This window comes from Pseudomonas sp. CJQ_9 (assembly GCF_043106615.1).
Taxonomy (GTDB): Bacteria; Pseudomonadota; Gammaproteobacteria; order Pseudomonadales; family Pseudomonadaceae; genus Aquipseudomonas; species Aquipseudomonas juntendi.
Window position 1 is genome coordinate 53,834 of record NZ_JBICMS010000069.1, and the last position, 23,376, is coordinate 77,209.

The following is a 23,376-nucleotide window of genomic DNA, read 5'->3' on the forward strand; positions in this document are numbered from 1 at the left end:
GTTTGTCAAATCCGTTTTTCAGGTCAGCGGTCGAAACCGTTGGCGCTGATTATCCAGAATCTTTCCGTAAAACCGAACACCTTTTCCTACGCCTGTTCGGTTTCTCGAATGGAACACTACCCCCCGCAATGGCACTCCTGGGTCGCGCCGGGCTGCGCTGCAACTGCGCCAACCTGCGCTGCCGCCGTGATTTGCGGGCTACTGCGTAGCGCCTTTGCGACTTAAGGCCGTGCCTGCACCCTAGCGCGCGCAAGCTGGTATGAAAGATGCCTTGCAAGCTGCGCGATTCAAAAACCATCTCATTTGGAAGAGAGCACAAGAACGATGAATGCCGCACTGAAAACCTTTGCCCCCTGCGCACTCGCCCTGCTGCTGGCCCTGCCCACCGCCGCCTCGGCCAAGGAAGCCGAAACCCGGCAGAAATTGGCCAACGTTGTCATCCTCGCTACCGGTGGCACCATCGCCGGCGCTGGCGCCAGCGCCGCCAACAGCGCCACCTACCAGGCTGCCAAGCTGGGAGTGGACAAGCTGATCGCCGGCGTGCCGGAGCTCGCCGACATCGCTAATGTGCGCGGCGAGCAGGTGATGCAGATCGCCTCGGAAAGCATCAGCAACGATGACCTGCTGAAGCTGGCCAAACGCGTCGCCGAACTGGCCGACAGCAAGGATGTGGACGGTATCGTCATCACCCACGGTACCGACACTCTGGAAGAAACCGCCTACTTCCTCAACCTGGTAGAGAAGACCGACAAGCCGATCGTGGTAGTCGGCTCGATGCGCCCGGGCACCGCCATGTCCGCCGACGGCATGCTCAACCTCTACAACGCAGTGGCCGTGGCCGGCGACCAACAGTCGCGAGGCAAGGGCGTGCTGGTGACCATGAACGACGAGATCCAGTCTGGCCGTGACGTGAGCAAGGCGGTCAACATCAAGACCGAAGCGTTCAAGAGCGCCTGGGGGCCAATGGGCATGGTCGTGGAAGGCAAGTCGTACTGGTTCCGCCTGCCGGCCAAGCGTCACACGGTCAACTCCGAGTTCGACATTAAACAGATCAGCAGCCTGCCGCAGGTGGACATTGCCTATGGCTATGGCAACGTGACCGACACCGCCTACAAAGCGTTGGCGCAACATGGCGCCAAGGCATTGATCCACGCTGGTACCGGCAATGGCTCGGTGTCTTCACGGGTAGTGCCGGCGCTGCAGGCACTGCGCAAGGAGGGTGTGCAGATCATTCGCTCGTCGCACGTCAATCAGGGTGGTCTCGTGCTGCGTAACGCCGAACAGCCAGATGACAAGAACGACTGGGTGGTAGCACACGACCTGAACCCGCAGAAGGCGCGGATTCTGGCGATGGTGGCGATGACCAAGACCCAGGACAGCAAGGAGCTGCAGCGGATCTTCTGGGAGTACTGATACCCCAGCAACCTCAGCAGCCACAGGCTGCTGAGGCCCGCTTCACGGTTGCCTAGAGGGCCATGACCATTTCGTGCCAGGCCATGCCGCCGTGATCGGAGGGCGAAGGCTGCACGTACTGGTAGCCCATCTTGCGGTACAGCTCGACATGTTGCTCCTTGCACATCAGGTGAATGGTTCGCTTGCCTTGCGCCTTGGTCCGCGCAATGAATTCATTCATCAGCCGCTTGGCGTAGCCTTTGCCTTGGTGCGCGGGGTCCACTACCACCGACATGATCACCACATTGGCTGCCTGCGGGTCATGCCCAACCAACTCTTTGAACGCCTCGTCAGCCATCACCACGGCATGGGCACAGCCGCTGTTGATGAACCCCACGATGCTGCCCTGCTCTTCGAGTAACAGGAAGCCCTGTGGATACTGGCTGATACGGGTGCGGATCTTTTCCAGGGTGGCCGCCTCGTCGCCCTCGTAGGCACTCACCTCAATCTGGTAGCAGCGCTCGGCGTCGGTGATGACGGGCTGGCGGAATTGCAGGTTGCTCATGGGGCAGGCTCCGGGAAACAGAATGGCAAGCCGGCCATTCTAAACCGCTGGCAGGCACGCGCGCAGCCGTTGCAAGGCACTTTGGCCACAGCGCTCTGCCACCGCGAAGCAGTACGGCTCAACCGTACAGGTAGTCGATATCCTTGTAGGCCAGCGGCGGCACCTGGCCCATCAGGAAGTCACGCAGCTTGTGCATCTGCCGCGCCTTGGGGCTGGCCTTGAGCCAGGTCATGTAGTACCCGTCTCCGGTGGCCACGGCATGCTTGAACGGCGTAACCAGGCGCCCGGCCGCCAGGTCGGCACTGGCCAGGACCAGGTCGACGACCGAAATGCCCAGGCCCTGCTGGGCAGCCGAAATGCCTTGGTCCAGCGTGTCGAATACCTGCCCCTGGTCGATACTGATGTGCAGTGCGTCCATCCGTGCCAACCAGCGCCGCCAGTCGCGCCGGTCGGGGGATGGGTGCAGAAACTCGCACTGCGGCAGGTCGCTGAGGGCTGGCTGCGCTTGCGCCATGTAATCGGGGTGGCATACCGGTATCAGCCACTCGTCGAACAGCTTGAAGCTGTCGATATCGGCAGGGAAGCGCCCGCTGGCCAAAAGAATGGCGCAGTCGTAGGGCTCGGAATAGAAGTCGACGCTGTCGATGTCCATCCACACGCTCGACAGCTGCACACTGCAGTGGTCTTCGTGCTTCTTGAACCCATCCAGCGCTCGCAGCAGCCAGCGCACGGTCAGCGTGGAAGGCGCCTTCAGGCGCAACCCGTAACGGTCCTGGCGCAACAACGCGCAGGCATTTTCGATGATCTTGAAGCCCACTTTCAGTTCTTGGGCCAGCACGCGGCCGTGTTCGGTCAGGCTCAGCTTGGGCCCACGGCGCTCGAACAGGTCGCAGCCAAACATGGCTTCGAGGGTTTTGATGTGGTGGCTGACTGCACCCTGGGTCAAGGCAAGCTCTTCGGCCGCGCGAGTGAAGGAGCCATAGCGTGACGCCACCTCGAAGGCACGCAGTGCGTGCAGGGCCTGGATGCGTTCCGACATGTCGATATCCCGAGCATGAGTGAGACTAATAGTAGGTCATAGTTCCACGCGTTTTACAACGCTAAGTGCGTCTCGGAAAATGCAGGTAAAAAACAAATATAACCAAGATCCTGCCTGCATATGACTGGAATGTTCATTTAAATTCACGCCTGGGGAAATCATGTTTACGGGATATGGAAATTGCTATCGCCTGGACGCGCTAGAGCTCACCGCTGAACATGGTCATGACATGCAACATTGGACGTACACCACCGTACAACAATTTCGCACCGTTCTCGCCAACCCCGAATTTCCGTGCCTGTTCGGCCGCAAGGCGGTAAACGGTGAAACCTGTTACATCCTGTTCGCACGCGCCGAGCAGCTGGCGGATGATATCGCACAGGGCCTCGCCGATTATGTGCACCTCATCGCACCCATTGCACCCCGGCAGCGCATCGGCAGCCCACTGGTGGTGTTTCTGCAGACAGCAGCCGACAGCAGCCTGAGCGAACAACAGGCACTGGCCTGGAAGGTGCTGCGTGGGGTACATGCACGCGACCCCCACCCCTGGCCACAGGGGATACCGACCGACCCCGCCGATACCGGCTGGTCGTTCTGCTACGCCGGCATGCCGTTGTTCATCAACATGAACTTCCCCGGCCACCAGCGCATGAAAAGCCGCAACCTGGGCCAGCACATCACCTTCGTCATCAACCCCCGGGAAAACTTCGACGAAGTGGCCGACACCCGCAGCGAAAGCGGCCGGCGCATCCGCGCGCGCATCCGCGAGCGTGTGCACCACTACAACGACGGCGTCGTGCCCGACACCCTTGGCGCGTTCGGCGATGCCGACAACTACGAATGGAAGCAGTACCAGCTGCAGGAGGCAGGTTCGCTGAACCCGTCGCGCTGCCCGTTTCATACCCACACCGCACACCAGCCGACACCCGACATACTGATCGAGAACTGACCGTGAATACCGCACTCACCGCCACTTATGCCCTCACCGTCCTGCTGCTGATCGCCACGCCCGGCCCCGTGGTGGCACTGATCGTCAATACTGCGGCCGCTTCGGGCTCGCGCAAGGCCATGTTCACCGCCGTTGGCACCAACTGGGCGTCCCTGGTGCTGATCGGCGCAGCCGCCTGGATCATCCTCACCAGCGCGGCCATCGACAAGACCTGGCTCAATATCATGAGCCTGCTGGGCTGCCTGTTCATCGGCCACATTGCCGTGGGCACCTTGCGCGAGGCGCTGCAGGTGCCGGCTGCAGCGGCCTCGAACGAGGCCCCGAACGAGGCGGCCAAGCCCGGCCGTGGCGGGCTGCTGCAAGGGTTCATGGTGGGCATTTCCAACCCGAAGGACATCATTTTCTTCATCGCCTTCTTCCCGCAGTTCATCCAGATCACCGAGTCGTTCGGCAAAAGCATGGTGGTCCTGTCGCTGCTCTGGGTGGCCATCGACTTCGCCGTGCTCAGCCTGTACATCTTCGCCATCGGCAAGATCGCCTCGCAGCGTAGCAACCGGGTCATCAGCCTGGCGTCAGGCGTGGCGCTGCTGCTGATCGCCGCAGGCGGCCTGCTGTACAACCTTAAGGAACTGGCGGCCTGAAACTGCTGTGCAACCTACGGCGCCATTGAAGGAGCATTCATGAACCCCACCCATACCAGCCCGCCTCCTTCGCCGCTGCCACAGGACTACCAGCGCTTTCTGCTACGCGGCAGCCGCCGTGCGCCACACACCGTGCATGTGCACGAAACCGGCTACCGCTCTGGCACCATCAACACCGATGCCCTGGGCCTGCGCTACAGCCATTGCGCCGGCAAGCGCTTTTCTGCGGGCGAGCGCGGCGGCGCTTCACGCATCAACTTGCTGGTCGGTGGCTCGACTGCCCTGGGCATCGGCGCCAGCTCCGACGAGCACACCGTGGCTTCGCACCTGTCAATGCTCACTGGCGAAGTCTGGCTGAGCCTGGCCGGCTGCGGGCTCAATGCCAGCCAGGAGCTGCTGTTGTTCCTGACCCACCAGCATCGCCTGGGCCAGCTCGGCCACGTGGTCGTGCTCAGCGGCCTGAACACCCTGGCCCACGAAGCCCTGTGCGAAGTGCTCGCCAGCCCCGCAGCGGCCCATGGCAAGGCTTACCAGGACTTTCTCAACAGCTTCAGCGAAGGCCTGCAGCCTGCCACCGCCGCCCGCCGGCAATCGTTGTGGCGGCGCATCGGTCAAGCCTTGGCGCCGCCGCCGCCAGCCGAAGCCGTGGGCAGTTGGCCGCTATCTCCCCCGGAGAAGCGCCTGGCCCGCGCTGCCGACAACATTGGCCGCACGCTGCGGCAGTGGGACCGGTTGCTGGCCGACAGCCACGCCACCCTGACCTTCATCCTGCAACCGTTGCTGCCTTGGTGCCGGGAAACCCTGCCGGCCGGCGAACAGGCCATGTTGGCGGCACTGGAGCAGCAGCCGGCCAACTTCGACCGGCTGCTGGAAGGCGCGTTCGACAGCCAACTGCACTCGGCGTTTTTTCGCCGCATCAAGAGCCAGGCCGATCCGGTCCCCTGCTACGACATGAACGGCATGCTCAGCAGTTCACCCGTGTTCGGGGCAGATTTGTTCATCGATCGCCTGCACCTGAACGACCTGGGCAACAATGCCTTGGCCAAGGTGATCACCGCCAAGCTCGGCCTGGCCCAGGAAAAACACGCCCAGCGTAATGTCACCCCTATCAGGCTCGTCTGACAATTGCACAGCGGTCTTTCGGCCAGCCCCCTTGGCTGGCTAGAATAAGTGGTCGTTCCGATTTCCCCGAGGCGCAATGCTTGACCGCCATGACTGTCGAAACCGTCCACCCTCACCTGGCCGCCCATGGGGTTCACCCGTGAGCCTGGTCCCGCGGCTGCCCGCGCTACTGGTTGCGTTACTGCCGCTGGCTGCCCAGGCGCTTGAGGTCACTATCGACCCGCATGCCGACCTACTCTACCGCCAGGCGTTGCCATTGCTGGAACAGGCCGACAATCAGGAAGAAGGCAGCAGCACCCTGCGCACGTCGCTGGGCACCGACCCGGAGCTCAGCCGCCAGGGGCAGGCAATGGCTCACACCTTGCCTACAGCGGTTGCCCTGTTGAAAAAGTCGGTCGAGCTGGGCCACCCGGTCGCCCAGTACCGGCTGGCCCTGTACTACATGACCTACCTTCCCGCAGCGCAGATCCCTGAAGCTGCCTGCCCATTGCTCGAAGCCAGCCTCAAGCAGGGCTTTGCCGCCCCCGCCCCGGCCATTGCTACCTGGTGCCAGCCCTACAATACCAGTAGCGATTACCGCACAGCCCTGGAGGCCATCCCCAGCATGGCCACCGTGTACGCCCCCTATTACCCGCAGCCTGCCACCCACCTGGCCTGCCGACGCAACCAGCCACAAGGCCTGGAAATGCTCTGGGGGCGACAGCGTGACTACCAGGCCGAGGTGTACCGCCTGCTCAGCGAACTCGACCCACAGCAGCGGTTGAGCCTGCTGCAGAAGGCGGTCGACATCAATGGCTGCGTGACAGCACAACAACACCTGACCCGGCACCCCTAGCCGGTGCCTGGGGGCATTATGGGCGTCGACGCCAAGGGCGCTGTCGACCAGCAAGATCGTTCAAGCCATCCCCCTGCCCGTCTGGCATGCTGGCCTGCCCTGTAAACGCAATGCAGACATCATGCCCCCTATTGCCCGCCAAGCCTTTCTCCACGGCGCCATCGCCATACTGCCGCTGTCCCTTGCTGTCGCCCCTTGGGGCCTGCTGGCCGGGTCGATGGCCATCGAGGCCAACCTCAGCCCTTGGCAGGGCCAAGGGCTGTCGGCCATTGTCTTTGCCGGCGCCGCGCAACTGGTGGCCATCGGCATGCTCAAGGCGGGCGCCAACCTGGCATCGATACTGCTGACCACTTTGCTGTTGACCTCACAGCACCTGCTGTATGGCCTGTCGATGCGCCCTGTGGTGTCCAACCAACCGCTGCGCTGGCGGCTGGGCCTGGGCTTTCTGTTGACCGATGAATTCTTCGCCCTTACCAGCCAGTACGACCAGCAGCAGTTCAACCGCTGGTACGCGTTAGGGGTGGGCCTGACCTTCTACGTTGCCTGGAACCTGTTCACCCTGGCCGGTATCCTGCTGGGCCAGAGCATTCCACACCTGGACCAGTACGGGCTGGACTTTTCCATCGTCGCCACCTTCGTGGCCTTGATCGCGCCGCTGGTGCGCAACCTCGCCACGCTGGCGTGCGTAGCCGTGTCGCTGTTCTGCTCGGTACTGTTCAGCTACTGGCACTGGGAGGCCGCCCTGGTCGCCGCCGGGCTGCTGGGCATGAGCGCCGGTTTCATCTGCCAGAAATTTGCCGGAGCACGCACATGACCTGGGTGCTGATTTTTGCCATGGGGGCCATCGTGTTTCTCAACCGCTACGCGTTTCTGGAACCGCGCCTGCCTTTACGGCTTAGCTCCAACGCGCGGCAATTTCTGGGCTTTGCCGTGCCGGGCATGCTCACGGCCATCTGCGGCCCCATCATTTTCCTGCCCGAGCACCAGCTCGAACTGAGCCTGCTCAACCCCTACCTGCTGGGCTCACTGGCGGCCATCACCTTGGTGCTGTTGACCCGCAGCGTAGTGCTGAGCATGCTGGTGAGCATGTTGATCTTTTTCCTATTACGCAGTTGGCTGGCATGAGCGAGGCACTGCGCGAGCAGACACACCTTTGGCAGGCGTCAGCGCTGGGTGACGTCGAGATGCTGCACGCGCGTTACGTTCAGCAGCGTTTTGCGCCGCACGTCCACGAGGGTTATGTGTTCACCGTGATCGAGTCCGGGGCCCAGCGTTTCTGGCACCGCGGCAGCGAGCACCTGGCCCCGGTCGGCAGCATGGTGCTGATCAATCCGGACGAACTGCACACCGGCGCCACCGCTCACGAAGCAGGTTGGCGCTATCGCGGTTTCTACCCCGACCATGACCGGGTCACAGGGGTGCTCGAGGAACTGGAGCTGGGGCGTCACGGCATGCCCAGCTTCAAGGCCAGCGTGATCCAAGACCCGGCGCTGGCCGTTGCATTCAGTCAACTGCACCAGTTGTCAGAAGCCGGTGCCAGCGCCCTGCAGCAGCAAACCGCCTGGCGCCAGGCGGTACTGGCGCTGGTGCAGCGCCATGGGCAATGCGCGGCGCCTTCGGCCCCCGGCCAAGAGCCCCTGGCAGTGGCCCGCGCGCGCGAACTGCTGGAAAGCCGGCTGGCCGACCCGCCTTCGCTGGAGGCGCTGGCAGCGGCGGTCAACCTGTCGCCATTTCACTTCGCCCGGGTGTTTCGCCAGGCTACCGGCCTGCCGCCGCATGCCTGGCTCAAACAGCGGCGCCTGGCCCGTGCACGGGAAATGCTGAAAAGCGGCCTGGTGGCGTCGCAGGTCGCGTTCGACCTGGGCTTCGCCGACCAGAGCCACCTGAGCCGGCAGTTCAAGCAGGCCTACGGCGTGCCGCCGGGCGTTTATCGCAGCGCCTGGAGGTCAGGCTGAGCTGTGGCACCTCGCCACAGGCAGGCCGCCTAGCCACTGCTACACTAACAGGGCTGAACGGAGGATCCTGCCATGTCCCAAAGAGAGCTCACCACCCTATTGTCGCTGATGAACCAGCGCCAGGCCTGCCTGAGTAGCGCGTGCAAGGAGATTGCCGACTGGATCGACCGGCAGGGCGATGTGCCCGCCGCAGGCAAGATTCGCGCGAGTTTACGGGCGCTGGAAGCCGACGAAGCGCAGGTCAGCAAGACCTTGACCTCGCTGACCCTCGACCGGCCACTGCCCAAGTTTCGCAGTTGACCGGCGCGCCAAGGCTACCTTGCGGGAGCCGGTCAGTGCTGCATGTGCATGTGATCGTGGCCGCCGCCCGCCCCGGCGGTCAGCGCGCGCACTTCAGCCTGCACTTCCACGGTTTCCTTGGCGCCTTTGGCGTCTTCGATGGTCAGGCTCAGCGGTACTTTTTCGCCTTCCTTGACCTGGCCGTTCAGGCCCATCAGCATCACATGCAGCCCATTCGGGTCCAGCGTAACGGCTTTGCCCGCGGGTAGCTCGACAGCCTTCACCTCACGCATGCCCATCACATCGCCGTTCATGGTCATTTCGTGTACCTGAACGGTATTGGCAACTGGCGACGCCACGCTCACCAGCTTGCTGTCGCTGCTGGCGGTCAGGGTCATGAATGCCCCGGTGGACTGCTGGTGCGGCACGCTGGCGCGCACCCAGGCTTCACTCACGGTGGTCTGGGCCAGGGCCGGCAGTGCCAGCCCGGCGAGGGCCAGGGCAGCCAGGCCACGTTTGATCGGTTGCATCAACATTCAGCAGATCTCCATCAGGGTGACCAGGTCTTCGGCGCATTCCTTGGCAGTCAGGGAATGGCCCAGGCTCAGGCGCAGGGTGCCACGTGTATCGTAGACGTAGCTGGTGGACGAATGAGAAATGGTGTAGGTGTCCCCGGCCGGGACTTTCTCGTAGAACACCTTGAATTCCTTGGCTACTGCGGCAATTTCTTCAGGGGTGCCGGTCAGTGCGATGAACGTGGGGTCAAAGGCCTTGACGTAGGCATCGAGCACCTCGGGGGTGTCGCGCTCCGGGTCCAGGGTGATGAACACCACCTGGAACAGATCGCGGTCGCGGCCGCGCAGCGTCTTGCGGATCTGCGCCGCACGCGCCAGCGTGGTGGGGCAGACCGCCGGGCACTGGGTGAAGCCGAAGAAAATCATGGGCATGCTGCCGTAGAAGCTCGACAGGGTGCGCACGTTGCCTTGCGGGTCCTTGAGGCTGAACTTGCGCCCGAGGATCTCGTTGCTCATGTTCTTGCCGTACTTGAACTCGAGCCCCCGCGCCGGGCTGCAGCCCGCCAGCAGGCCGAGCCCGAGAACGCCCATGCCGGCGACGACTGCCCGCCGGCTGTATAGATCATTCATGAAACCATCCTTTACAGGGAAGGTGCCGGCCCTCGGGATGGGCCAGTCGAAAAACCGGGGCATTCTGGCATGACACCCAGAGGGGTTCTACCCGACCTGGGCAGGTAAGGCCTGCAGCCCTTGAAATACGGGCTGCGGCCTGTTGTCGCACGGCTTGAAAACGTAACACTTTATTGCTAAGTGCGCGGACTTTAGCGGCCTGTTCAGGCGCGGCCTCGTGTCGCGATCGGGCTGCAACGCAGCCCGAGCAAGCATGCGCCAAGGCAACGGTGCTGATACAGCCCAGCAGCCGCCGGAAGGCTTAGTAGTAGGCGTTTTCTTTCTGGCTGTGGTCAGTCACGTCACGCACGCCCTTCAGCTCAGGGATACGCTCGAGCAGGGTGCGCTCGATGCCTTCTTTCAAGGTTACGTCAGCCTGGCCGCACCCTTGGCAACCACCGCCAAACTGCAGCACAGCAATGCCGTCGTCCACTACATCTACCAAGCTGACCTGGCCGCCATGGCTGGCCAGACCAGGGTTGATTTCGGTCTGCAGGTAGTAGTTGATGCGCTCGTTGATCGGGCTGTCTTCATTGACCATCGGCACCTTGGCGTTCGGCGCCTTGATGGTCAGCTGGCCACCCATGCGGTCGGTGGCGTAGTCGACCAGGGCATCTTCCAAGAACGGCACGCTGACCGCATCCAGGTAAGCGGTGAAGCTCTTGAGGCCAACGGCGGTGTCGTCAGGCTTCTCTTCGCCCGGCTTGCAGTAGGCGATGCAGGTTTCGGCGTACTGGGTGCCCGGCTGGGTGATGAAAATACGAATGCCGATGCCAGGCGTGTTCTGCTTGGAGAGCAGATCGGCCAGGTAGTCATGGGCGGCGTCGGTAATGGTTATAGCGCTCATGTAGGTTCCTCACAGACTTGCCGCCAAGTGTACGCCAACCGGCGCATCGAACAAAGTCCTAGTATTTGACTCGGGAAAGCGCGTAGTGCGGCTCGCCCCCTCGCGGGGCCGCCAGCCACGCTTGCATGCGCCGGTACAGGCCACGTTCCAGCCAGCAGTAGCTGAACCACGACATTAGTCCAATGGACGGCACGCACACGGCGAATACCCAGTAAGGATTCAATTGCAGCCGCTGGCTGGCGAACCAACCGGCGTACAGCACCAGCACATGGATCAGGTACACGGAATACGAGCAGTCGCCCAGCGCCTTGAGCAGCCGGTTACCTTTGAACATCGGTTCCAGGGCGATGAAGGCCAGCACGATCATTGCGCTCGGCACCCCCCAATGCAGCAAGCGCTGCGATGCATCGAGGTGATAGATGGCCAGCCCTGCAGCCCCCAGCAGCAGCAACGCCAGAACGCGGCCCTGGCGGATCAGCCCATGGCGGTACAAGACCCCAAGGCCGATGCCGAGCAAAAACTCATAGATGATGTCGTTGTTGTAAAAGCGGCTGAGCAAGCCGAACCGCCCCAGCACCTCGCTGACCAGCAGCAAGGCGGCAGCCACCAGCAGCAAGTGGTGACGTTTACGCACAAGGAAAGCCAGGCCAAACAACAGGTAGAAGAACATCTCGAAGTTCAGCGTCCAGCCCACGTTCAAGGTGGGATACAGGCCATAACCGCCGGGGTTCTCCGCCGGGATGAACAGCAGCGAAAGCAGCAGGTGATGCCAACTGAACACCTGGTGCGGCATCCATTGGCTGAACGCCAGCAACAGCAAGGCCATCAGGGCCGTATAGAACCAGTAGGCGGGAACGATGCGCAGCACCCGGTTGAGTAGAAACTGGCGCGGCTCGACCGGCTTGTCGCAGGTCGACAGGTAGATGACCAGCCCACTGATCACGAAGAAGATGTCCACGCCCACAGCGCCGCGGTCAGTGAGCAATTGGCCGACGGGGCCGGTGGCATGGAAGTCGAAGAAAATCTGCATGAAATGGTGGCAGACCACCACCCAAGCGGCGAACGCCCGCAATGCCTGAAGCGAATACAACATGAAATAACCTGCGCTTTTCGGTGCATTGAGGCCCGTATCGGCTGTGTGAGCACCGATACAGGCCACCTAACCCTTTCCGACCGCAGGTGTATCGGAAAGGTCAGCCAAACCGATCAGAGGTTTTCGTAGCGGTTCATGTCCAGCACCCCGGCCTCGAGCGGCTCGGTTTCCTTGATGTAGCTGCTCAGGTCATGGAAGTAGTGCCAGAACTCGGGGTGGCTGCGGCGCACGCCCCAGCGCATGACAATGCGTTCGAACTTCGCCGCATCGTCCTTCGCGTACTCCATGTCCTCGACGAACTCCGGCACATCCTTGGTCGGGATGTTGAACATGAAGTTGGGGTAACTGCTGAGCACACCGGGGTACAGGGTCAGGGTGTCCAGGCCAGGCTGGTAGCGATAGGCCTCGCCAAGCAGGAAGGCCACGTTGCTGTGCGCGCGGTTGCGTAGCAGGCTGTACACCTGACGCTGGCCGCCCTGCCCTTCGATGCGCAACATCGTCGCCTCAGGCAGCTGGTTGATCACCTTCAGCCCGGCCGCCGGGCGCGAGACCAGGCGGCTGAGCGACTGTTCGGCATTGCGGAACTCTTCGCTCATTTGCGGCCGCGAGCAGAAGGCGCCCTGGCAGCGGTTGATCGGGTCGGGCGCGGCATTCAGGCTGCCGGTGCGCTGCAACAGCTTGAGGCCGAAGTCACGCGTGGGGTTGCGCGGGTCAAGCTTGATACCGCTCGGCGTGTCGCTGTCAATGTCCTCGTAGTCCAGCCACATCTTGACCTTGCCGCTGTTCTGGTACCAGTCGCCAAGAATCGCCTTGCGTTGGTCTGCCGGCATCAGGCGCAGGAAATTGACCTCGGCACCGTTGCGAATCAGGTCGAAGTACAGGCGCGTCTGCAGCTGGTGGGACACGTTGCCATACACATCGAAATTGACTGCCAGCTGGTAATAGGTGCGTTCGAGCAGCGGGTAGTCGAACAGCCAGACGGTAAGGGGCACATCGCCGACCAGGCCCTTGGTGACCGAGGCGCTGTCGAAATGACGGAATATGCTCAGCAGGGCATTGTCGTTACCGGCCCACAGCGTCGCCCAGCCTGGGGCCGGCATCTCGGCATAGGCTTCCCGGCGCAGCTTTTCATACGCGTTGCGCTTGTCGCGGTACGCGTGCCACAGGCTCAGCACACTGCCCACGTCGTCGTTCTGGCCTGGCATGGCCAGCAACGGCGTGGCTTCGCCGCGGTAGTGCGCATCGGTGATGTAGCGGTCGTGCGCGGGCTCCTGGAACAACGCCCAGAAGTTGTCGCGAATCACGTCGGTGGCGATCTGCCCCCGGCAAACAGGCCCGCGGATGAAGGTGCGCACGAAGTATTCGGCGTTATCCAGCATGAACTGGTAGCGCGCCACCGCCGGGATGGCCTCGAAGGTTTCGAACGGGTTGGCGCGGTGGCGTGGGCCATAGCCGGGCAGCGCGCTGGCATGCCAGTCACCGGCATAGAACAGCTGCTTCACCCGCTTGAGCTTTTGCGGCCCCATTGGGTAGGTGATGTGCGTCTTGTGCACGATCACGCCCTGCACCGGGATCAACCGGTAATAGAAGTCGGTACCTGGCGGGTCGTTGGGCCGCCGCGTGGCGATGATGTCAGCCGGCTGGCCGCTTGGCGTGCGCGAGCGCACCCACTGGAAGAAGTGGCCCTGCTCGCCCCCTGCAAAGTAGATATGCGCCAGGAACAGGTGCTCGTACAGCCAGCGGCCAACCAGCGCTTCGGTGGAGCCTGGGCGGTTGAGCAGCTCCTCCCATTCGACGATTTGCCGGGCTTCGGCAGCGCTGGGTTGAATCGGCTGGTATTCGACCGGTGCGCCGGCGGCCAGCCAGCGGCGCATGGTGTCGTATTGCTGGTCCGTCAACCCGGTCACGGCCAGCGGCATGCCTTCCTTGGGATGTGCGCCGGCGTAGGCATCGAACTCATGGGGCAAGGGGCACATGTTGTTGCGGTTCAGGCCCAGGACGATCTCGTCAGGCACCTTGGCATTGGGCGTGAGTGGCGTCTTGTGCCCCAGTTCGAGCATGCGCGCCATCAGCGCGGCTTGGCTGCCCTGGTTGTCGATCACCGAATAGAACCCTTTCTTGCGCCACTCGCTTTCGCTGTGGGCGTCGTAGAACAGCCGAGTGGTGGGCACTGCCTGGCTGCGCTCGCCCTGGTACACCGGTACCTTGCTGGCCCCGCGTACCGCGCCTTCGGGGCTTTCCAGCTTCAGCTGGCAGGCGGCATCGTTGCAGGCGTGGCAGGCCACGCACTTCTCGGTGAAAATGGGTTGAATGTCCCGGGTATAGGATATCGCCGGGCTCGACTGGGGGGCTTGCCCAAGCACCGCGCCACTGAGGAGCAGGGCGAAAGCGCCGGCAAGGATACGTTGCACCATGTGCGGAAAGTCCTGGTTCTTGAAGCCATCACGATTTGTTGCCTGGTCGTCCTTGGCCGCGGTTTTTCACCGGCTAGGCCAACATGAGCAGAATTCATGGAAATGGGCGATGCACCTAAAAACCGCGCAGCTTTGTTATGATTCGGCCCCTTCTGATATTCGCCCGACCAGGTAGTTCCTATGTCCGACCGCAGCGCTCGTCTCCAAGCACTCCAGAACGCCCTCAAAGAGCGCATCCTGATCCTCGACGGCGGCATGGGCACTATGATCCAAAGCTACCGGCTCGAGGAACACGACTATCGTGGCACGCGTTTCGCCGATTGGCCAAGCGATGTCAAGGGTAACAACGATTTGTTGCTGCTCAGCCGCCCAGACGTGATCGCTGCCATCGAGAAAGCCTACCTGGATGCGGGCGCGGATATTCTCGAAACCAACACCTTCAACGCCACGCAAATCTCCCAAGCCGACTACGGCATGGAATCGCTGGTGTACGAGCTGAACGTCGAAGGCGCACGCATTGCCCGCCAGGTGGCCGATGCCAAGACGCTGGAAACTCCCGACAAGCCGCGCTTCGTTGCTGGCGTGCTCGGCCCTACCAGCCGCACCTGCTCGATTTCACCCGACGTCAACGACCCTGGTTACCGCAACGTCACCTTCGACGAGCTGGTGGTCAACTATGTGGAGGCCACCCGTGGCCTGATCGAAGGCGGCGCCGACCTGATTTTGATCGAGACCATCTTCGACACCCTCAACGCCAAGGCGGCGATCTTCGCCGTGCAACAGGTGTTCGAGGAGGACAGCATCGAACTGCCGATCATGATCTCCGGCACCATTACCGATGCCTCCGGGCGCACCCTGTCGGGCCAGACCACCGAAGCGTTCTGGAACTCGGTACGCCACGCCAAGCCGATTTCCGTGGGGCTGAACTGCGCCCTGGGCGCCAAGGACCTGCGCCCGTACCTGGAAGAACTGTCGACCAAGGCCGACACCCATGTCTCGGCACACCCCAACGCCGGCCTGCCCAACGCCTTCGGTGAATACGACGAAAGCCCAGCCGAAATGGCTGCGGTGGTCGAGGAGTTCGCCGCCAGTGGGTTCCTCAACATCATCGGCGGTTGCTGCGGTACCACCCCAGGCCACATCCAGGCCATTGCCGAAGCGGTCGCCAAATACCCACCACGCGAGATTCCGGAAATCGTCAAGGCCTGCCGCCTGTCGGGCCTGGAGCCGTTCACCATCGACCGCCAGTCGCTGTTCGTGAACGTCGGCGAGCGTACCAACATCACCGGGTCCGCCAAGTTCGCCCGGCTTATCCGTGAAGAGAACTACACCGAAGCCCTGGAAGTCGCCCTGCAGCAGGTCGAAGCCGGCGCCCAGGTGATCGACATCAACATGGACGAAGGGATGCTCGACTCCCAGGCCGCCATGGTGCGCTTCCTCAACCTGATCGCTGGCGAACCGGATATCTCGCGCGTGCCGATCATGATCGACTCGTCGAAGTGGGAAGTGATCGAGGCGGGCCTGAAGTGCATCCAGGGCAAGGGCATCGTCAACTCCATTTCCATGAAAGAAGGCGTGGAGCAGTTCAAGCACCACGCCCGACTGTGCAAACGCTACGGCGCCGCCGTGGTGGTCATGGCCTTCGACGAAGTCGGCCAGGCCGACACGGCTGCGCGCAAGAAGGAAATCTGCCAGCGCAGTTACGACATCCTGGTCAACGAAGTGGGCTTCCCGCCGGAAGACATCATCTTCGACCCGAACATCTTCGCCGTCGCCACCGGTATCGAAGAGCACAACAACTACGCCGTCGATTTCATCGAGGCCTGTGCCTACATTCGCGACCACCTGCCGCATGCGCTGAGCTCGGGCGGTGTGTCCAACGTGTCGTTCTCGTTCCGTGGCAACAACCCGGTGCGTGAGGCGATCCATTCGGTGTTCCTCTACCACGCGATCCAGAACGGCCTGACCATGGGTATCGTCAACGCCGGCCAGCTGGAAATCTACGACGAAATTCCCGCTGCGCTGCGCGAAAAGGTCGAGGACGTGGTGCTCAACCGCACCCCGCACGGCACCGACGCCCTGCTGGCAATCGCCGAAGACTACCGCGGCGGTGGTGCCACCAAAGAGGTGGAAAACGAGGAGTGGCGCTCGCTGCCGGTGGAAAAACGCCTGGAGCACGCGCTGGTCAAGGGTATTACCGCTTTCATCGTCGAGGACACTGAAGCGTGCCGCCAGCAGTGCGCACGCCCGATCGAAGTGATCGAAGGCCCGCTGATGAACGGCATGAACGTGGTCGGGGACCTGTTCGGCGCGGGCAAGATGTTCCTGCCCCAGGTGGTCAAGTCGGCCCGGGTGATGAAGCAGGCCGTGGCGCACCTGATCCCCTTCATCGAGGCCGAGAAAGGTGACAAGCCCGAAGCCAAAGGCAAGATCCTGATGGCCACGGTGAAAGGCGACGTGCACGACATCGGCAAGAACATCGTTGGCGTGGTGCTGGGCTGCAACGGTTACGATATCGTCGACCTTGGCGTGATGGTGCCGGCCGAGAAAATTCTGCAAACCGCTCGCGACGAAAAGTGCGACATCATCGGCCTCTCCGGCCTGATCACGCCGTCGCTGGACGAGATGGTCCACGTTGCCCGCGAAATGCAGCGCCAGGGCTTCACGCTGCCGCTGATGATCGGGGGCGCCACGACGTCCAAGGCGCATACCGCCGTCAAGATCGAACCGAAGTACAGCAACGATGCCGTGGTTTACGTTACCGACGCTTCGCGCGCGGTTGGCGTGGCTACTCAGCTGCTGTCCAAGGAACTCAAGCCAGGCTTCATCGAGAAGACCCGCCAGGAGTACGTGGAGGTACGCGAACGCACCGCCAACCGCAGTGCCCGTACCGAGCGCCTGAGCTACGCCCAGGCCATCGCCGCCAAGCCGCAATACGACTGGGCCGGCTACCAGCCAGCCGTGCCCTCCTTCACCGGCGTGAAGGTGCTGGAAGACATCGATCTGCGCACCTTGGCCGAATACATCGACTGGACACCGTTCTTCATTTCCTGGGACCTGGCCGGCAAGTTCCCGCGCATCCTCACCGACGAGGTGGTCGGCGAAGCGGCCACGGCGCTGTACACCGATGCCCGTGAAATGCTCGACAAGCTGATCGACGAAAAGCTGATCAGTGCCCGGGCGGTGTTCGGCTTCTGGCCAGCCAACCAGGTCGCCGATGACGATATCGAAGTCTACGGTGCAGATGGCCAGACCCTGGCCACCCTGCACCACCTGCGCCAGCAGACCATCAAGCCGGACGGCAAGGCCAACTGGTCGCTGGCCGACTTCGTCGCGCCCAAAGGCAGCGGCGTGACCGATTACGTGGGGGGCTTCATCACCACGGCCGGCATTGGTGCCGAGGAAGTGGCCAAGGCCTATCAGGACAAAGGCGACGACTACAGCTCGATCATGGTCAAGGCCCTGGCCGACCGCTTGGCCGAAGCCTGTGCCGAATGGCTGCACGAACAGGTGCGCAAGCAACACTGGGGTTATGCCCGCGACGAGCAACTGGACAACGAAGCGCTGATCAAGGAGCAGTACCGCGGCATCCGCCCGGCACCGGGCTACCCGGCCTGCCCGGACCATACCGAAAAAGAAACTTTGTTCCGCCTGCTCGACGGAACAGCCATTGGCGAAACCGGGCCAAGCGGGGTGTTCCTCACCGAGCACTTCGCGATGTTCCCGGCCGCGGCGGTCAGTGGCTGGTACTTCGCCCACCCGCAGGCGCAGTACTTTGCCGTGGGCAAGGTCGACAAGGACCAGATCGAGTGTTACAGCGCGCGTAAAGGCCAGGACGTCAGCGTCAGCGAGCGCTGGCTGGCCCCTAACCTGGGTTACGACAGCTGAGTCTGCCGGGGCCGCCTTGCGGCCCTTCGCGCCCCCCGGTGGCGGCTGCCCGGGCCCGTTTGCTTCGGCATGCGCGGGCTCAGGTCGCGAACGGGTTGCACGGTAGCGGCAAACCCCACCTACACTGTCCCTGATTGCCTCTGATTATTCAGGAGCCACCATGGACGATTCCAGCCAAGGCAAACCGCCGACCTTCTGGCAGATGCTGCACAGCATCCTCGCCGCCGCCTTCGGCGTGCAAAGCGGCAAGAACCGCGCCCGCGACTTCACCCATGGCAAGGCAAGCCATTTCATCGTCATGGGCACGCTGTTCACCTTGGTGTTCATTGCCGTGCTGATTGGCCTGGTGCAACTGGCGCTGCACCTTACCGCGCGTTAATCACCTGGCGCAAAGCACAACGCCTGCGCAATGGCTGCCGCAGGCGCCTTGGCTGCATCACGGTTGGAAGGTGCGAGTCACTGGTGGCTGACCCAGTACACGGCGGTGACGACCACCAGCACGATCAGGCAGAGGATCGCCCAGGCATCGACGCTGCTGTCAGCTTTGCGGACCTTGGTTGAGTTTCCCATTGCATTGCCTCTTGTAGTGGTTATGGGAATGCACTTCACAACCAGCAGTTAAGACGAGCAATGCCCTTCTCTCAAGCAGGGTCTTTCAATATTCGACCGGCGACGTCAAAAACGGGTATTGGTAACTGGCAGGCCGCCCTTCGGCGCTGTAACGCTGAAAATCCACGCCATAGTCGTCCCGCTCCAGCAGTTTCAGCCAACGCCTGGCCTTGGCCTGGTCAATCACCTGCATGACCGGCGCCGTGTGTTCGCGCAAGCCATCACGGTTCAGCGCCAGCCCCTGGGCATCATCGTGCAGCATTACCATGGCCCAGCCACCGAGGGTGAAGTGCCCACCCAACAGCACGCTCAAGCGGCCGTCGATGCGCGCACGCAGCGCCTCAGGCGAGCTGTTCACAGCACCGAACAACACGTCACGCCCCGGCGTGCGGCCTGCTTCCTGGAAGGCTTGCATGGCGCCGAAGGCCATTTCATCATTGGCCGACCACACCAAGCCGATGTTCGGGTAACGCTGCAGCAGCAGCTGTGCCTGCTCGTAGGCCCGCTGTCGGCTCCAGCCGCCATACACCACCTGGCGCAGGCGCACCTGGGGGAAATCGGCCAGCGCCCTGCGCATGCCCTGCTCGCGCAGTTGCGAGGCCGGCGTGGTCTTGACGCCGACAAACGCCAGCAACTCCACCGGGCCATGGCCACGTGGCAATTGCGCGACCATCTGATGCAACATCTCGAAACCAGCCTGTTCGTCATTGCTGGTCAGTGTGCCCAGTGGCGCGGCGAACTTGTCGGGCTGGGCCAGGATGCTGCGCTCCTGGCTGGCAGTTAGGCCATTGTTCACCAGCAGCAGCTTCACCCCCGTGCCGCGCGACAGGCGCAGGATTTCCGGCGCCACGTATTGCTCGTTGACCACTACCAGGTAATCGGGCCGCTGCGGCGCGGTGAGTATCGCCCGGGCCTGGATCAACGCCTGGTCGGCACTGCGCTCGGTGTATTGCACGCGCAGGGTCATGCCCAGCTCCTGGGCGGCGGCCTGCATGAACCGGCTGTAGCTGTTCCAGAACGTCTCGCTGGACAGCCCCGGGTTGAGGAATACCACCGAAGCCGGCTGTGCGCTCGCCGCCAGCGGCAAGGCAAGACAAACGCTTTGGCACAACGCCTTGAGCATGGGCTGACATCTCTGTAACGCAAACCGCGGATTATACCCGCCACGCCATAGACCGGGCACAAATGGCAGTCAATCTCACATAGTCCATTTGGTTCTTTTCATATGCAAAAACATCACTTTAGCGCATAAACGCAACCTGCTATCGTTCCCCGGCTCCGTACCGGAGTGCGCGGCCGTGCGCGCGAATAGCTGCATGCCTGAGACAGGACTTATATGTACGTATACGACGAGTACGATCAGCGGATCATCGAGGACCGCGTCAAGCAGTTCCGTGATCAGACCCGCCGCTACCTGGCCGGTGAGCTGAGCGAAGAAGAATTCCGCCCTCTGCGCCTGCAGAACGGCCTATACATCCAACGTTTCGCGCCGATGCTGCGTGTCGCCGTGCCGTACGGCCAGCTGAACGCCACCCAGGTTCGCACCCTGGCCAAGATCGCCCGCGACTACGACAAGGGCTACGCCCACATTTCCACCCGGCAGAACGTGCAGTACAACTGGCCGGCGCTGGAAGATGTTCCGGACATCCTTGCCGAGCTGGCCAAAGTGCAGATGCATGCGATCCAGACCAGCGGCAACTGCCTGCGCAACACCACCACCGACCAGTTCGCCGGGGTTGCTGCAGACGAGGTCATCGACCCGCGGCCATGGTGCGAAATCGTGCGCCAGTGGACCACTTTCCACCCGGAATTCGCCTTCCTGCCGCGCAAGTTCAAAATTGCCATCAATGGCTCGCAGGAAGACCGTGCCGCCATCGAAGTGCACGATATCGGCCTGGAGCCGGTGCGCAATGCGGCCGGTGAGCTGGGCTTCCGCGTATTGGTAGGCGGCGGCCTGGGGCGTACCCCAGTGGTCGGCTCGTTCATCAACGAATTCCTGCCGTGGCAAGACCTGATCAGCTACCTCGACGCCATCCTGCGCGTGTACAACCGTTACGGTCGCCGTGACAACAAGTACAAGGCGCGGATCAAGATCCTGGTCAAGGCCCTGACCCCGGAAGTGTTCGCCGAAAAGGTCGAGGCCGAAATGGTTCACCTGCGTGGCGGCAGCACTACCCTGACCGAAGCCGAAGTGCAGCGGGTATCGCGCCACTTCGTCGACCCCGAATACCTGGCCCTGGACAACGTCGACTTCACCGCCCAGGACGCCGAGTACCCAGGCTTCGCCCGCTGGCGCTCGCGCAACACCCGTGCCCACAAGCGCCCGGGGTACGTGGCCGTGACCCTGTCGCTCAAACCCACCGGCGTGGCCCCGGGTGACCTGACCGACAAGCAGCTGGACGCCGTGGCCGACCTGGCCGAGCGCTACAGCTTCGGCTTCCTGCGTACCTCGCACGAGCAGAACATCATTCTGGCCGATGTCGAGCAGCGCCAACTGCACGCGCTGTGGCTGGAATTGCGCGAAAGCGGCTTCGCCACCCCGAACATCGGCCTGCTGACCGATATCATCTGCTGCCCGGGCGGTGATTACTGCTCGCTGGCCAATGCCAAGTCGATCCCGATCGCCGAGTCCATCCAGCGCCGCTTCGACGACCTGGACTACCTGTTCGACATCGGCGAAATCGACCTGAACATTTCCGGCTGCATGAACGCCTGCGGCCACCACCACGTGGGCCACATCGGCATCCTCGGCGTGGACAAGAAGGGTGAGGAATTCTACCAGGTGTCGCTGGGCGGCAACGCTGCACGCGGCGCAAGCCTGGGCAAGATCCTCGGCCCGTCCTTCGCCCAGGATGACATGGCCGATGTGATCGAAAAGCTGATCGCGGTGTACGTCGAGCAACGTACCGAGGAAGAGCGTTTCATCGACACCTACCAGCGTATCGGTATCGACCCCTTCAAGGAACGCGTCTATGCAGCGAATCATTAAGAACAATCAGATCGTCGACGAAACCTGGCACCTGCTGCCCAAGGAAACGTCTTTCGACGAGCTGACCAACTGCGACGACTACATCGTTCCGCTGCAGATGTGGCGTGACCATGCCCATGTGCTCAAGGCCCGCGACGGCGGCCTTGGCGTGTGGCTTGACAGCGACCAGGAAGCCGAAGAAATCGGCGAAGACGTGCAGTACTTCCAGGTCATCGCCTTGAACTTCCCCGCCTTCACCGATGGGCGCAGCTACTCCAATGCGCGCCTGTTGCGTGACCGCTACGGCTTCAAGGGCGAGCTGCGTGCCATTGGCGACGTATTGCGCGACCAGTTGTTCTACATGGCCCGTTGCGGTTTCGATGCGTTCGCCATCCGTGCCGACAAGGACCCGGAAGACGCATTGCAGGGCCTCAAGGACTTCTCGGTGACCTACCAGGCCGCTACCGACGAGCCGCTGCCGCTGTTCCGTCGCCGCTGATTGCCACCTGCAACACCCACGGCCCGCCGCGATGGCGGGCCGTTTCATTTGCGCCCGCCTGTACCGCTCAACCCTGCCCCAGCCTCCTCCCCGCCCACCCACGCCTGCGCCCTTTTTTGCCTGAGGCTCAAATGTCCTTGGTCGAATCCCGCCTTAATCAAAGCCCGTCAAACTTGCACACTGCTCCACACTCAAACAACGGACGGGGCTGCACCCTCTGGCTGAAACCCAGCCCCTTCCCTCACCTACCAGGAGCCACCTCATGAGCATTCCATCTTTTGGTTTGGGTACTTTTCGCCTCACGGGCCAGACGGTCATCGACTCGGTCAAGGCCGCCCTCGAGCTGGGCTACCGGGCCGTCGACACCGCGCAGATCTACAAGAACGAAGCAGAGGTCGGCCAGGCCATCGCCGAGAGCGGTGTAGCACGCGGTGAGTTGTTCATTACCACCAAGATCTGGGTCGACAACTATGCCCCTGGCAAGCTGCAAGACAGCTTGAAGGAAAGCCTGAAAAACCTGCGCACCGACTACGTGGACCTGTTGCTGATTCACTGGCCAGCCCCGGGCAATGGCGTTGACCTGCCCGACTACATGGCCGCCTTGGCCGACGTCAAGAAAGCGGGCCTGACCCGCCAGATCGGGGTGTCGAACTTCAACATCGCGTTGACCGAGCAAGCCATCAAGGTGGTGGGCAAAGGCGAAATCGCCACCAACCAGATCGAGCTCAGCCCGTACTTGCAGAACAGCAAGCTGGCTGCTTACCTCGAGGCGCAAGGCATCACTGTCACGTCCTACATGACCTTGGCCTACGGCAAGGTGCTGAAGGACCCGGTGCTGACCGAGATCGCCACCAAGCACAAGGCCACCGTGGCCCAGGTTGCCCTGGCCTGGGCCCTGCAACTGGGCTACGCGGTGATCCCCTCGTCGACCCAGCGCGAGAACCTGGCCAGCAACCTGTTGGCCCGTGGCTTGAAGCTGGATAACCAGGACATGGCACGCATCGCCACGCTGGAACGCAATGGCCGTGAAGTCAGCCCGCAGGGCCTTGCCCCTGATTGGGACTGAGTCACTCTGCAGGGGGCATTGGACCGAGCGC

General features: G+C 62.5%; 22 protein-coding genes. 14 read left to right on the forward strand and 8 right to left on the reverse strand.

Features of this window, described 5'->3' with window-relative positions:
- Positions 1 to 324 precede the first annotated feature (324 nt).
- Complete coding sequence (locus tag ACF8SD_RS12140) at positions 325 to 1,413, forward strand: asparaginase (RefSeq protein WP_173889866.1); 1,089 nt, start codon at positions 325 to 327, stop codon at positions 1,411 to 1,413.
- A 52-nt stretch (positions 1,414 to 1,465) separates the two neighbouring features.
- On the opposite strand, the gene ACF8SD_RS12145 is transcribed toward ACF8SD_RS12140, so the two are convergent.
- Together ACF8SD_RS12145 and ACF8SD_RS12150 are read right to left on the reverse strand one after the other, a co-directional pair.
- Entirely contained in the window at positions 1,466 to 1,957 is a 492-nt protein-coding gene (locus ACF8SD_RS12145) for a GNAT family N-acetyltransferase (protein WP_173889868.1), read from the reverse strand.
- Between the two features lie 118 nt (positions 1,958 to 2,075).
- Complete coding sequence (locus tag ACF8SD_RS12150; RefSeq protein ID WP_173889870.1) at positions 2,076 to 2,996, reverse strand: LysR substrate-binding domain-containing protein; 921 nt, start codon at positions 2,994 to 2,996, stop codon at positions 2,076 to 2,078.
- A gap of 160 nt (positions 2,997 to 3,156) precedes the next feature.
- On the opposite strand from ACF8SD_RS12150, the gene ACF8SD_RS12155 reads away from it, so the two are divergent.
- The 8 genes from ACF8SD_RS12155 to ACF8SD_RS12190 all read left to right on the forward strand — a co-directional run bounded on the left by ACF8SD_RS12155 (position 3,157) and on the right by ACF8SD_RS12190 (position 8,798).
- A complete protein-coding gene (locus ACF8SD_RS12155; RefSeq protein WP_173889872.1) occupies positions 3,157 to 3,945 on the forward strand; it encodes a YqcI/YcgG family protein in 789 nt (262 codons plus the stop codon).
- 2 nt (positions 3,946 to 3,947) lie between these two features.
- A complete protein-coding gene (locus tag ACF8SD_RS12160; protein ID WP_173889874.1) occupies positions 3,948 to 4,586 on the forward strand; it encodes a LysE family translocator in 639 nt (212 codons plus the stop codon).
- A 39-nt stretch (positions 4,587 to 4,625) separates the two neighbouring features.
- Positions 4,626 to 5,708 (forward strand): hypothetical protein, encoded by a 1,083-nt coding sequence (locus ACF8SD_RS12165; protein ID WP_173889876.1) that lies wholly within the window; start codon positions 4,626 to 4,628, stop codon positions 5,706 to 5,708.
- Positions 5,709 to 5,847: 139 nt separating this feature from the next.
- Positions 5,848 to 6,543, forward strand: coding sequence for a sel1 repeat family protein (locus ACF8SD_RS12170; protein ID WP_173889878.1), 696 nt, complete (start codon positions 5,848 to 5,850; stop codon positions 6,541 to 6,543).
- Positions 6,544 to 6,664: 121 nt separating this feature from the next.
- A complete protein-coding gene (locus tag ACF8SD_RS12175; RefSeq protein ID WP_173889880.1) occupies positions 6,665 to 7,357 on the forward strand; it encodes an AzlC family ABC transporter permease in 693 nt (230 codons plus the stop codon).
- Entirely contained in the window at positions 7,354 to 7,668 is a 315-nt protein-coding gene (locus ACF8SD_RS12180; RefSeq protein ID WP_009685903.1) for an AzlD domain-containing protein, read from the forward strand. The genes ACF8SD_RS12175 and ACF8SD_RS12180 overlap by 4 nt, the downstream gene beginning before the upstream one ends.
- Positions 7,665 to 8,498: an AraC family ligand binding domain-containing protein gene (locus ACF8SD_RS12185; RefSeq protein WP_392483662.1), complete on the forward strand. Its 834-nt coding sequence runs from the start codon at positions 7,665 to 7,667 to the stop codon at positions 8,496 to 8,498. Before ACF8SD_RS12180 ends, ACF8SD_RS12185 begins: the two co-directional genes overlap by 4 nt.
- A 72-nt stretch (positions 8,499 to 8,570) precedes the next feature.
- A complete protein-coding gene (locus ACF8SD_RS12190; RefSeq protein WP_392483663.1) occupies positions 8,571 to 8,798 on the forward strand; it encodes a hypothetical protein in 228 nt (75 codons plus the stop codon).
- A 32-nt stretch (positions 8,799 to 8,830) separates the two neighbouring features.
- On the opposite strand, the gene ACF8SD_RS12195 is transcribed toward ACF8SD_RS12190, so the two are convergent.
- The 5 genes from ACF8SD_RS12195 to ACF8SD_RS12215 form a co-directional block, all read right to left on the reverse strand.
- Positions 8,831 to 9,313 (reverse strand): copper chaperone PCu(A)C, encoded by a 483-nt coding sequence (locus tag ACF8SD_RS12195; protein WP_173889884.1) that lies wholly within the window; start codon positions 9,311 to 9,313, stop codon positions 8,831 to 8,833.
- On the reverse strand, positions 9,314 to 9,922 hold the full coding sequence (locus ACF8SD_RS12200; protein WP_054904128.1) for an SCO family protein: 609 nt from the start codon (positions 9,920 to 9,922) through the stop codon (positions 9,314 to 9,316).
- A gap of 301 nt (positions 9,923 to 10,223) precedes the next feature.
- Positions 10,224 to 10,808: a Fe-S biogenesis protein NfuA gene (gene nfuA, locus ACF8SD_RS12205; protein WP_003250416.1), complete on the reverse strand. Its 585-nt coding sequence runs from the start codon at positions 10,806 to 10,808 to the stop codon at positions 10,224 to 10,226.
- A 58-nt stretch (positions 10,809 to 10,866) separates the two neighbouring features.
- Positions 10,867 to 11,901: an acyltransferase gene (locus tag ACF8SD_RS12210; RefSeq protein WP_173889886.1), complete on the reverse strand. Its 1,035-nt coding sequence runs from the start codon at positions 11,899 to 11,901 to the stop codon at positions 10,867 to 10,869.
- Between the two features lie 113 nt (positions 11,902 to 12,014).
- Positions 12,015 to 14,315 (reverse strand): fatty acid cis/trans isomerase, encoded by a 2,301-nt coding sequence (locus ACF8SD_RS12215; RefSeq protein ID WP_392483664.1) that lies wholly within the window; start codon positions 14,313 to 14,315, stop codon positions 12,015 to 12,017.
- 180 nt (positions 14,316 to 14,495) lie between these two features.
- Between ACF8SD_RS12215 and metH the strand changes: the two genes are divergently transcribed.
- Positions 14,496 to 18,203 carry a methionine synthase gene (gene metH / locus ACF8SD_RS12220; RefSeq protein ID WP_392483665.1) on the forward strand — a complete coding sequence of 1,236 codons (3,708 nt, stop codon included), beginning with the start codon at positions 14,496 to 14,498 and terminating at the stop codon, positions 18,201 to 18,203.
- Positions 18,204 to 18,363: 160 nt separating this feature from the next.
- Positions 18,364 to 18,582, forward strand: coding sequence for a DUF2970 domain-containing protein (locus tag ACF8SD_RS12225; protein WP_009685910.1), 219 nt, complete (start codon positions 18,364 to 18,366; stop codon positions 18,580 to 18,582).
- Between the two features lie 276 nt (positions 18,583 to 18,858).
- On the opposite strand, the gene ACF8SD_RS12230 is transcribed toward ACF8SD_RS12225, so the two are convergent.
- The gene (locus ACF8SD_RS12230) at positions 18,859 to 19,935 is read right to left on the reverse strand and encodes an ABC transporter substrate-binding protein (RefSeq protein WP_173889892.1); all 1,077 of its coding nucleotides are present in this window, start codon (positions 19,933 to 19,935) and stop codon (positions 18,859 to 18,861) included.
- Positions 19,936 to 20,148: 213 nt separating this feature from the next.
- Here ACF8SD_RS12230 and ACF8SD_RS12235 point away from each other — a divergent pair, with 213 nt between their 5' ends.
- The 3 genes from ACF8SD_RS12235 (at position 20,149) to dkgB (ending at position 23,345) form a co-directional block, all read left to right on the forward strand.
- Entirely contained in the window at positions 20,149 to 21,801 is a 1,653-nt protein-coding gene (locus ACF8SD_RS12235) for a nitrite/sulfite reductase (RefSeq protein WP_173889894.1), read from the forward strand.
- Positions 21,785 to 22,279: a DUF934 domain-containing protein gene (locus ACF8SD_RS12240; RefSeq protein WP_009685913.1), complete on the forward strand. Its 495-nt coding sequence runs from the start codon at positions 21,785 to 21,787 to the stop codon at positions 22,277 to 22,279. The genes ACF8SD_RS12235 and ACF8SD_RS12240 overlap by 17 nt, the downstream gene beginning before the upstream one ends.
- Positions 22,280 to 22,541: 262 nt before the next feature.
- Complete coding sequence (gene dkgB, locus ACF8SD_RS12245; RefSeq protein ID WP_392483666.1) at positions 22,542 to 23,345, forward strand: 2,5-didehydrogluconate reductase DkgB; 804 nt, start codon at positions 22,542 to 22,544, stop codon at positions 23,343 to 23,345.
- The last annotated feature ends 31 nt before the right edge of the window (positions 23,346 to 23,376 follow it).

Bases quoted from the DNA above. Each gene is read 5' to 3' on its own strand.
- ACF8SD_RS12230 (WP_173889892.1), bottom strand. From the start codon at position 19,935: ATGCTCAAGGCGTTGTGCCAAAGCGTTTGTCTTGCCTTGCCGCTGGCG.
- ACF8SD_RS12175 (WP_173889880.1), top strand. From the start codon at position 6,665: ATGCCCCCTATTGCCCGCCAAGCCTTTCTCCACGGCGCCATCGCCATA.
- ACF8SD_RS12215 (WP_392483664.1), bottom strand. From the start codon at position 14,315: ATGGTGCAACGTATCCTTGCCGGCGCTTTCGCCCTGCTCCTCAGTGGC.
- ACF8SD_RS12210 (WP_173889886.1), bottom strand. From the start codon at position 11,901: ATGTTGTATTCGCTTCAGGCATTGCGGGCGTTCGCCGCTTGGGTGGTG.
- ACF8SD_RS12185 (WP_392483662.1), top strand. From the start codon at position 7,665: ATGAGCGAGGCACTGCGCGAGCAGACACACCTTTGGCAGGCGTCAGCG.
- ACF8SD_RS12180 (WP_009685903.1), top strand. From the start codon at position 7,354: ATGACCTGGGTGCTGATTTTTGCCATGGGGGCCATCGTGTTTCTCAAC.
- ACF8SD_RS12145 (WP_173889868.1), bottom strand. From the start codon at position 1,957: ATGAGCAACCTGCAATTCCGCCAGCCCGTCATCACCGACGCCGAGCGC.
- ACF8SD_RS12165 (WP_173889876.1), top strand. From the start codon at position 4,626: ATGAACCCCACCCATACCAGCCCGCCTCCTTCGCCGCTGCCACAGGAC.
- metH (WP_392483665.1), top strand. From the start codon at position 14,496: ATGTCCGACCGCAGCGCTCGTCTCCAAGCACTCCAGAACGCCCTCAAA.
- dkgB (WP_392483666.1), top strand. From the start codon at position 22,542: ATGAGCATTCCATCTTTTGGTTTGGGTACTTTTCGCCTCACGGGCCAG.
- ACF8SD_RS12190 (WP_392483663.1), top strand. From the start codon at position 8,571: ATGTCCCAAAGAGAGCTCACCACCCTATTGTCGCTGATGAACCAGCGC.
- ACF8SD_RS12155 (WP_173889872.1), top strand. From the start codon at position 3,157: ATGTTTACGGGATATGGAAATTGCTATCGCCTGGACGCGCTAGAGCTC.
- ACF8SD_RS12225 (WP_009685910.1), top strand. From the start codon at position 18,364: ATGGACGATTCCAGCCAAGGCAAACCGCCGACCTTCTGGCAGATGCTG.
- ACF8SD_RS12140 (WP_173889866.1), top strand. From the start codon at position 325: ATGAATGCCGCACTGAAAACCTTTGCCCCCTGCGCACTCGCCCTGCTG.
- ACF8SD_RS12240 (WP_009685913.1), top strand. From the start codon at position 21,785: ATGCAGCGAATCATTAAGAACAATCAGATCGTCGACGAAACCTGGCAC.
- ACF8SD_RS12235 (WP_173889894.1), top strand. From the start codon at position 20,149: ATGTACGTATACGACGAGTACGATCAGCGGATCATCGAGGACCGCGTC.
- ACF8SD_RS12150 (WP_173889870.1), bottom strand. From the start codon at position 2,996: ATGTCGGAACGCATCCAGGCCCTGCACGCACTGCGTGCCTTCGAGGTG.
- ACF8SD_RS12200 (WP_054904128.1), bottom strand. From the start codon at position 9,922: ATGAATGATCTATACAGCCGGCGGGCAGTCGTCGCCGGCATGGGCGTT.
- ACF8SD_RS12195 (WP_173889884.1), bottom strand. From the start codon at position 9,313: ATGTTGATGCAACCGATCAAACGTGGCCTGGCTGCCCTGGCCCTCGCC.
- nfuA (WP_003250416.1), bottom strand. From the start codon at position 10,808: ATGAGCGCTATAACCATTACCGACGCCGCCCATGACTACCTGGCCGAT.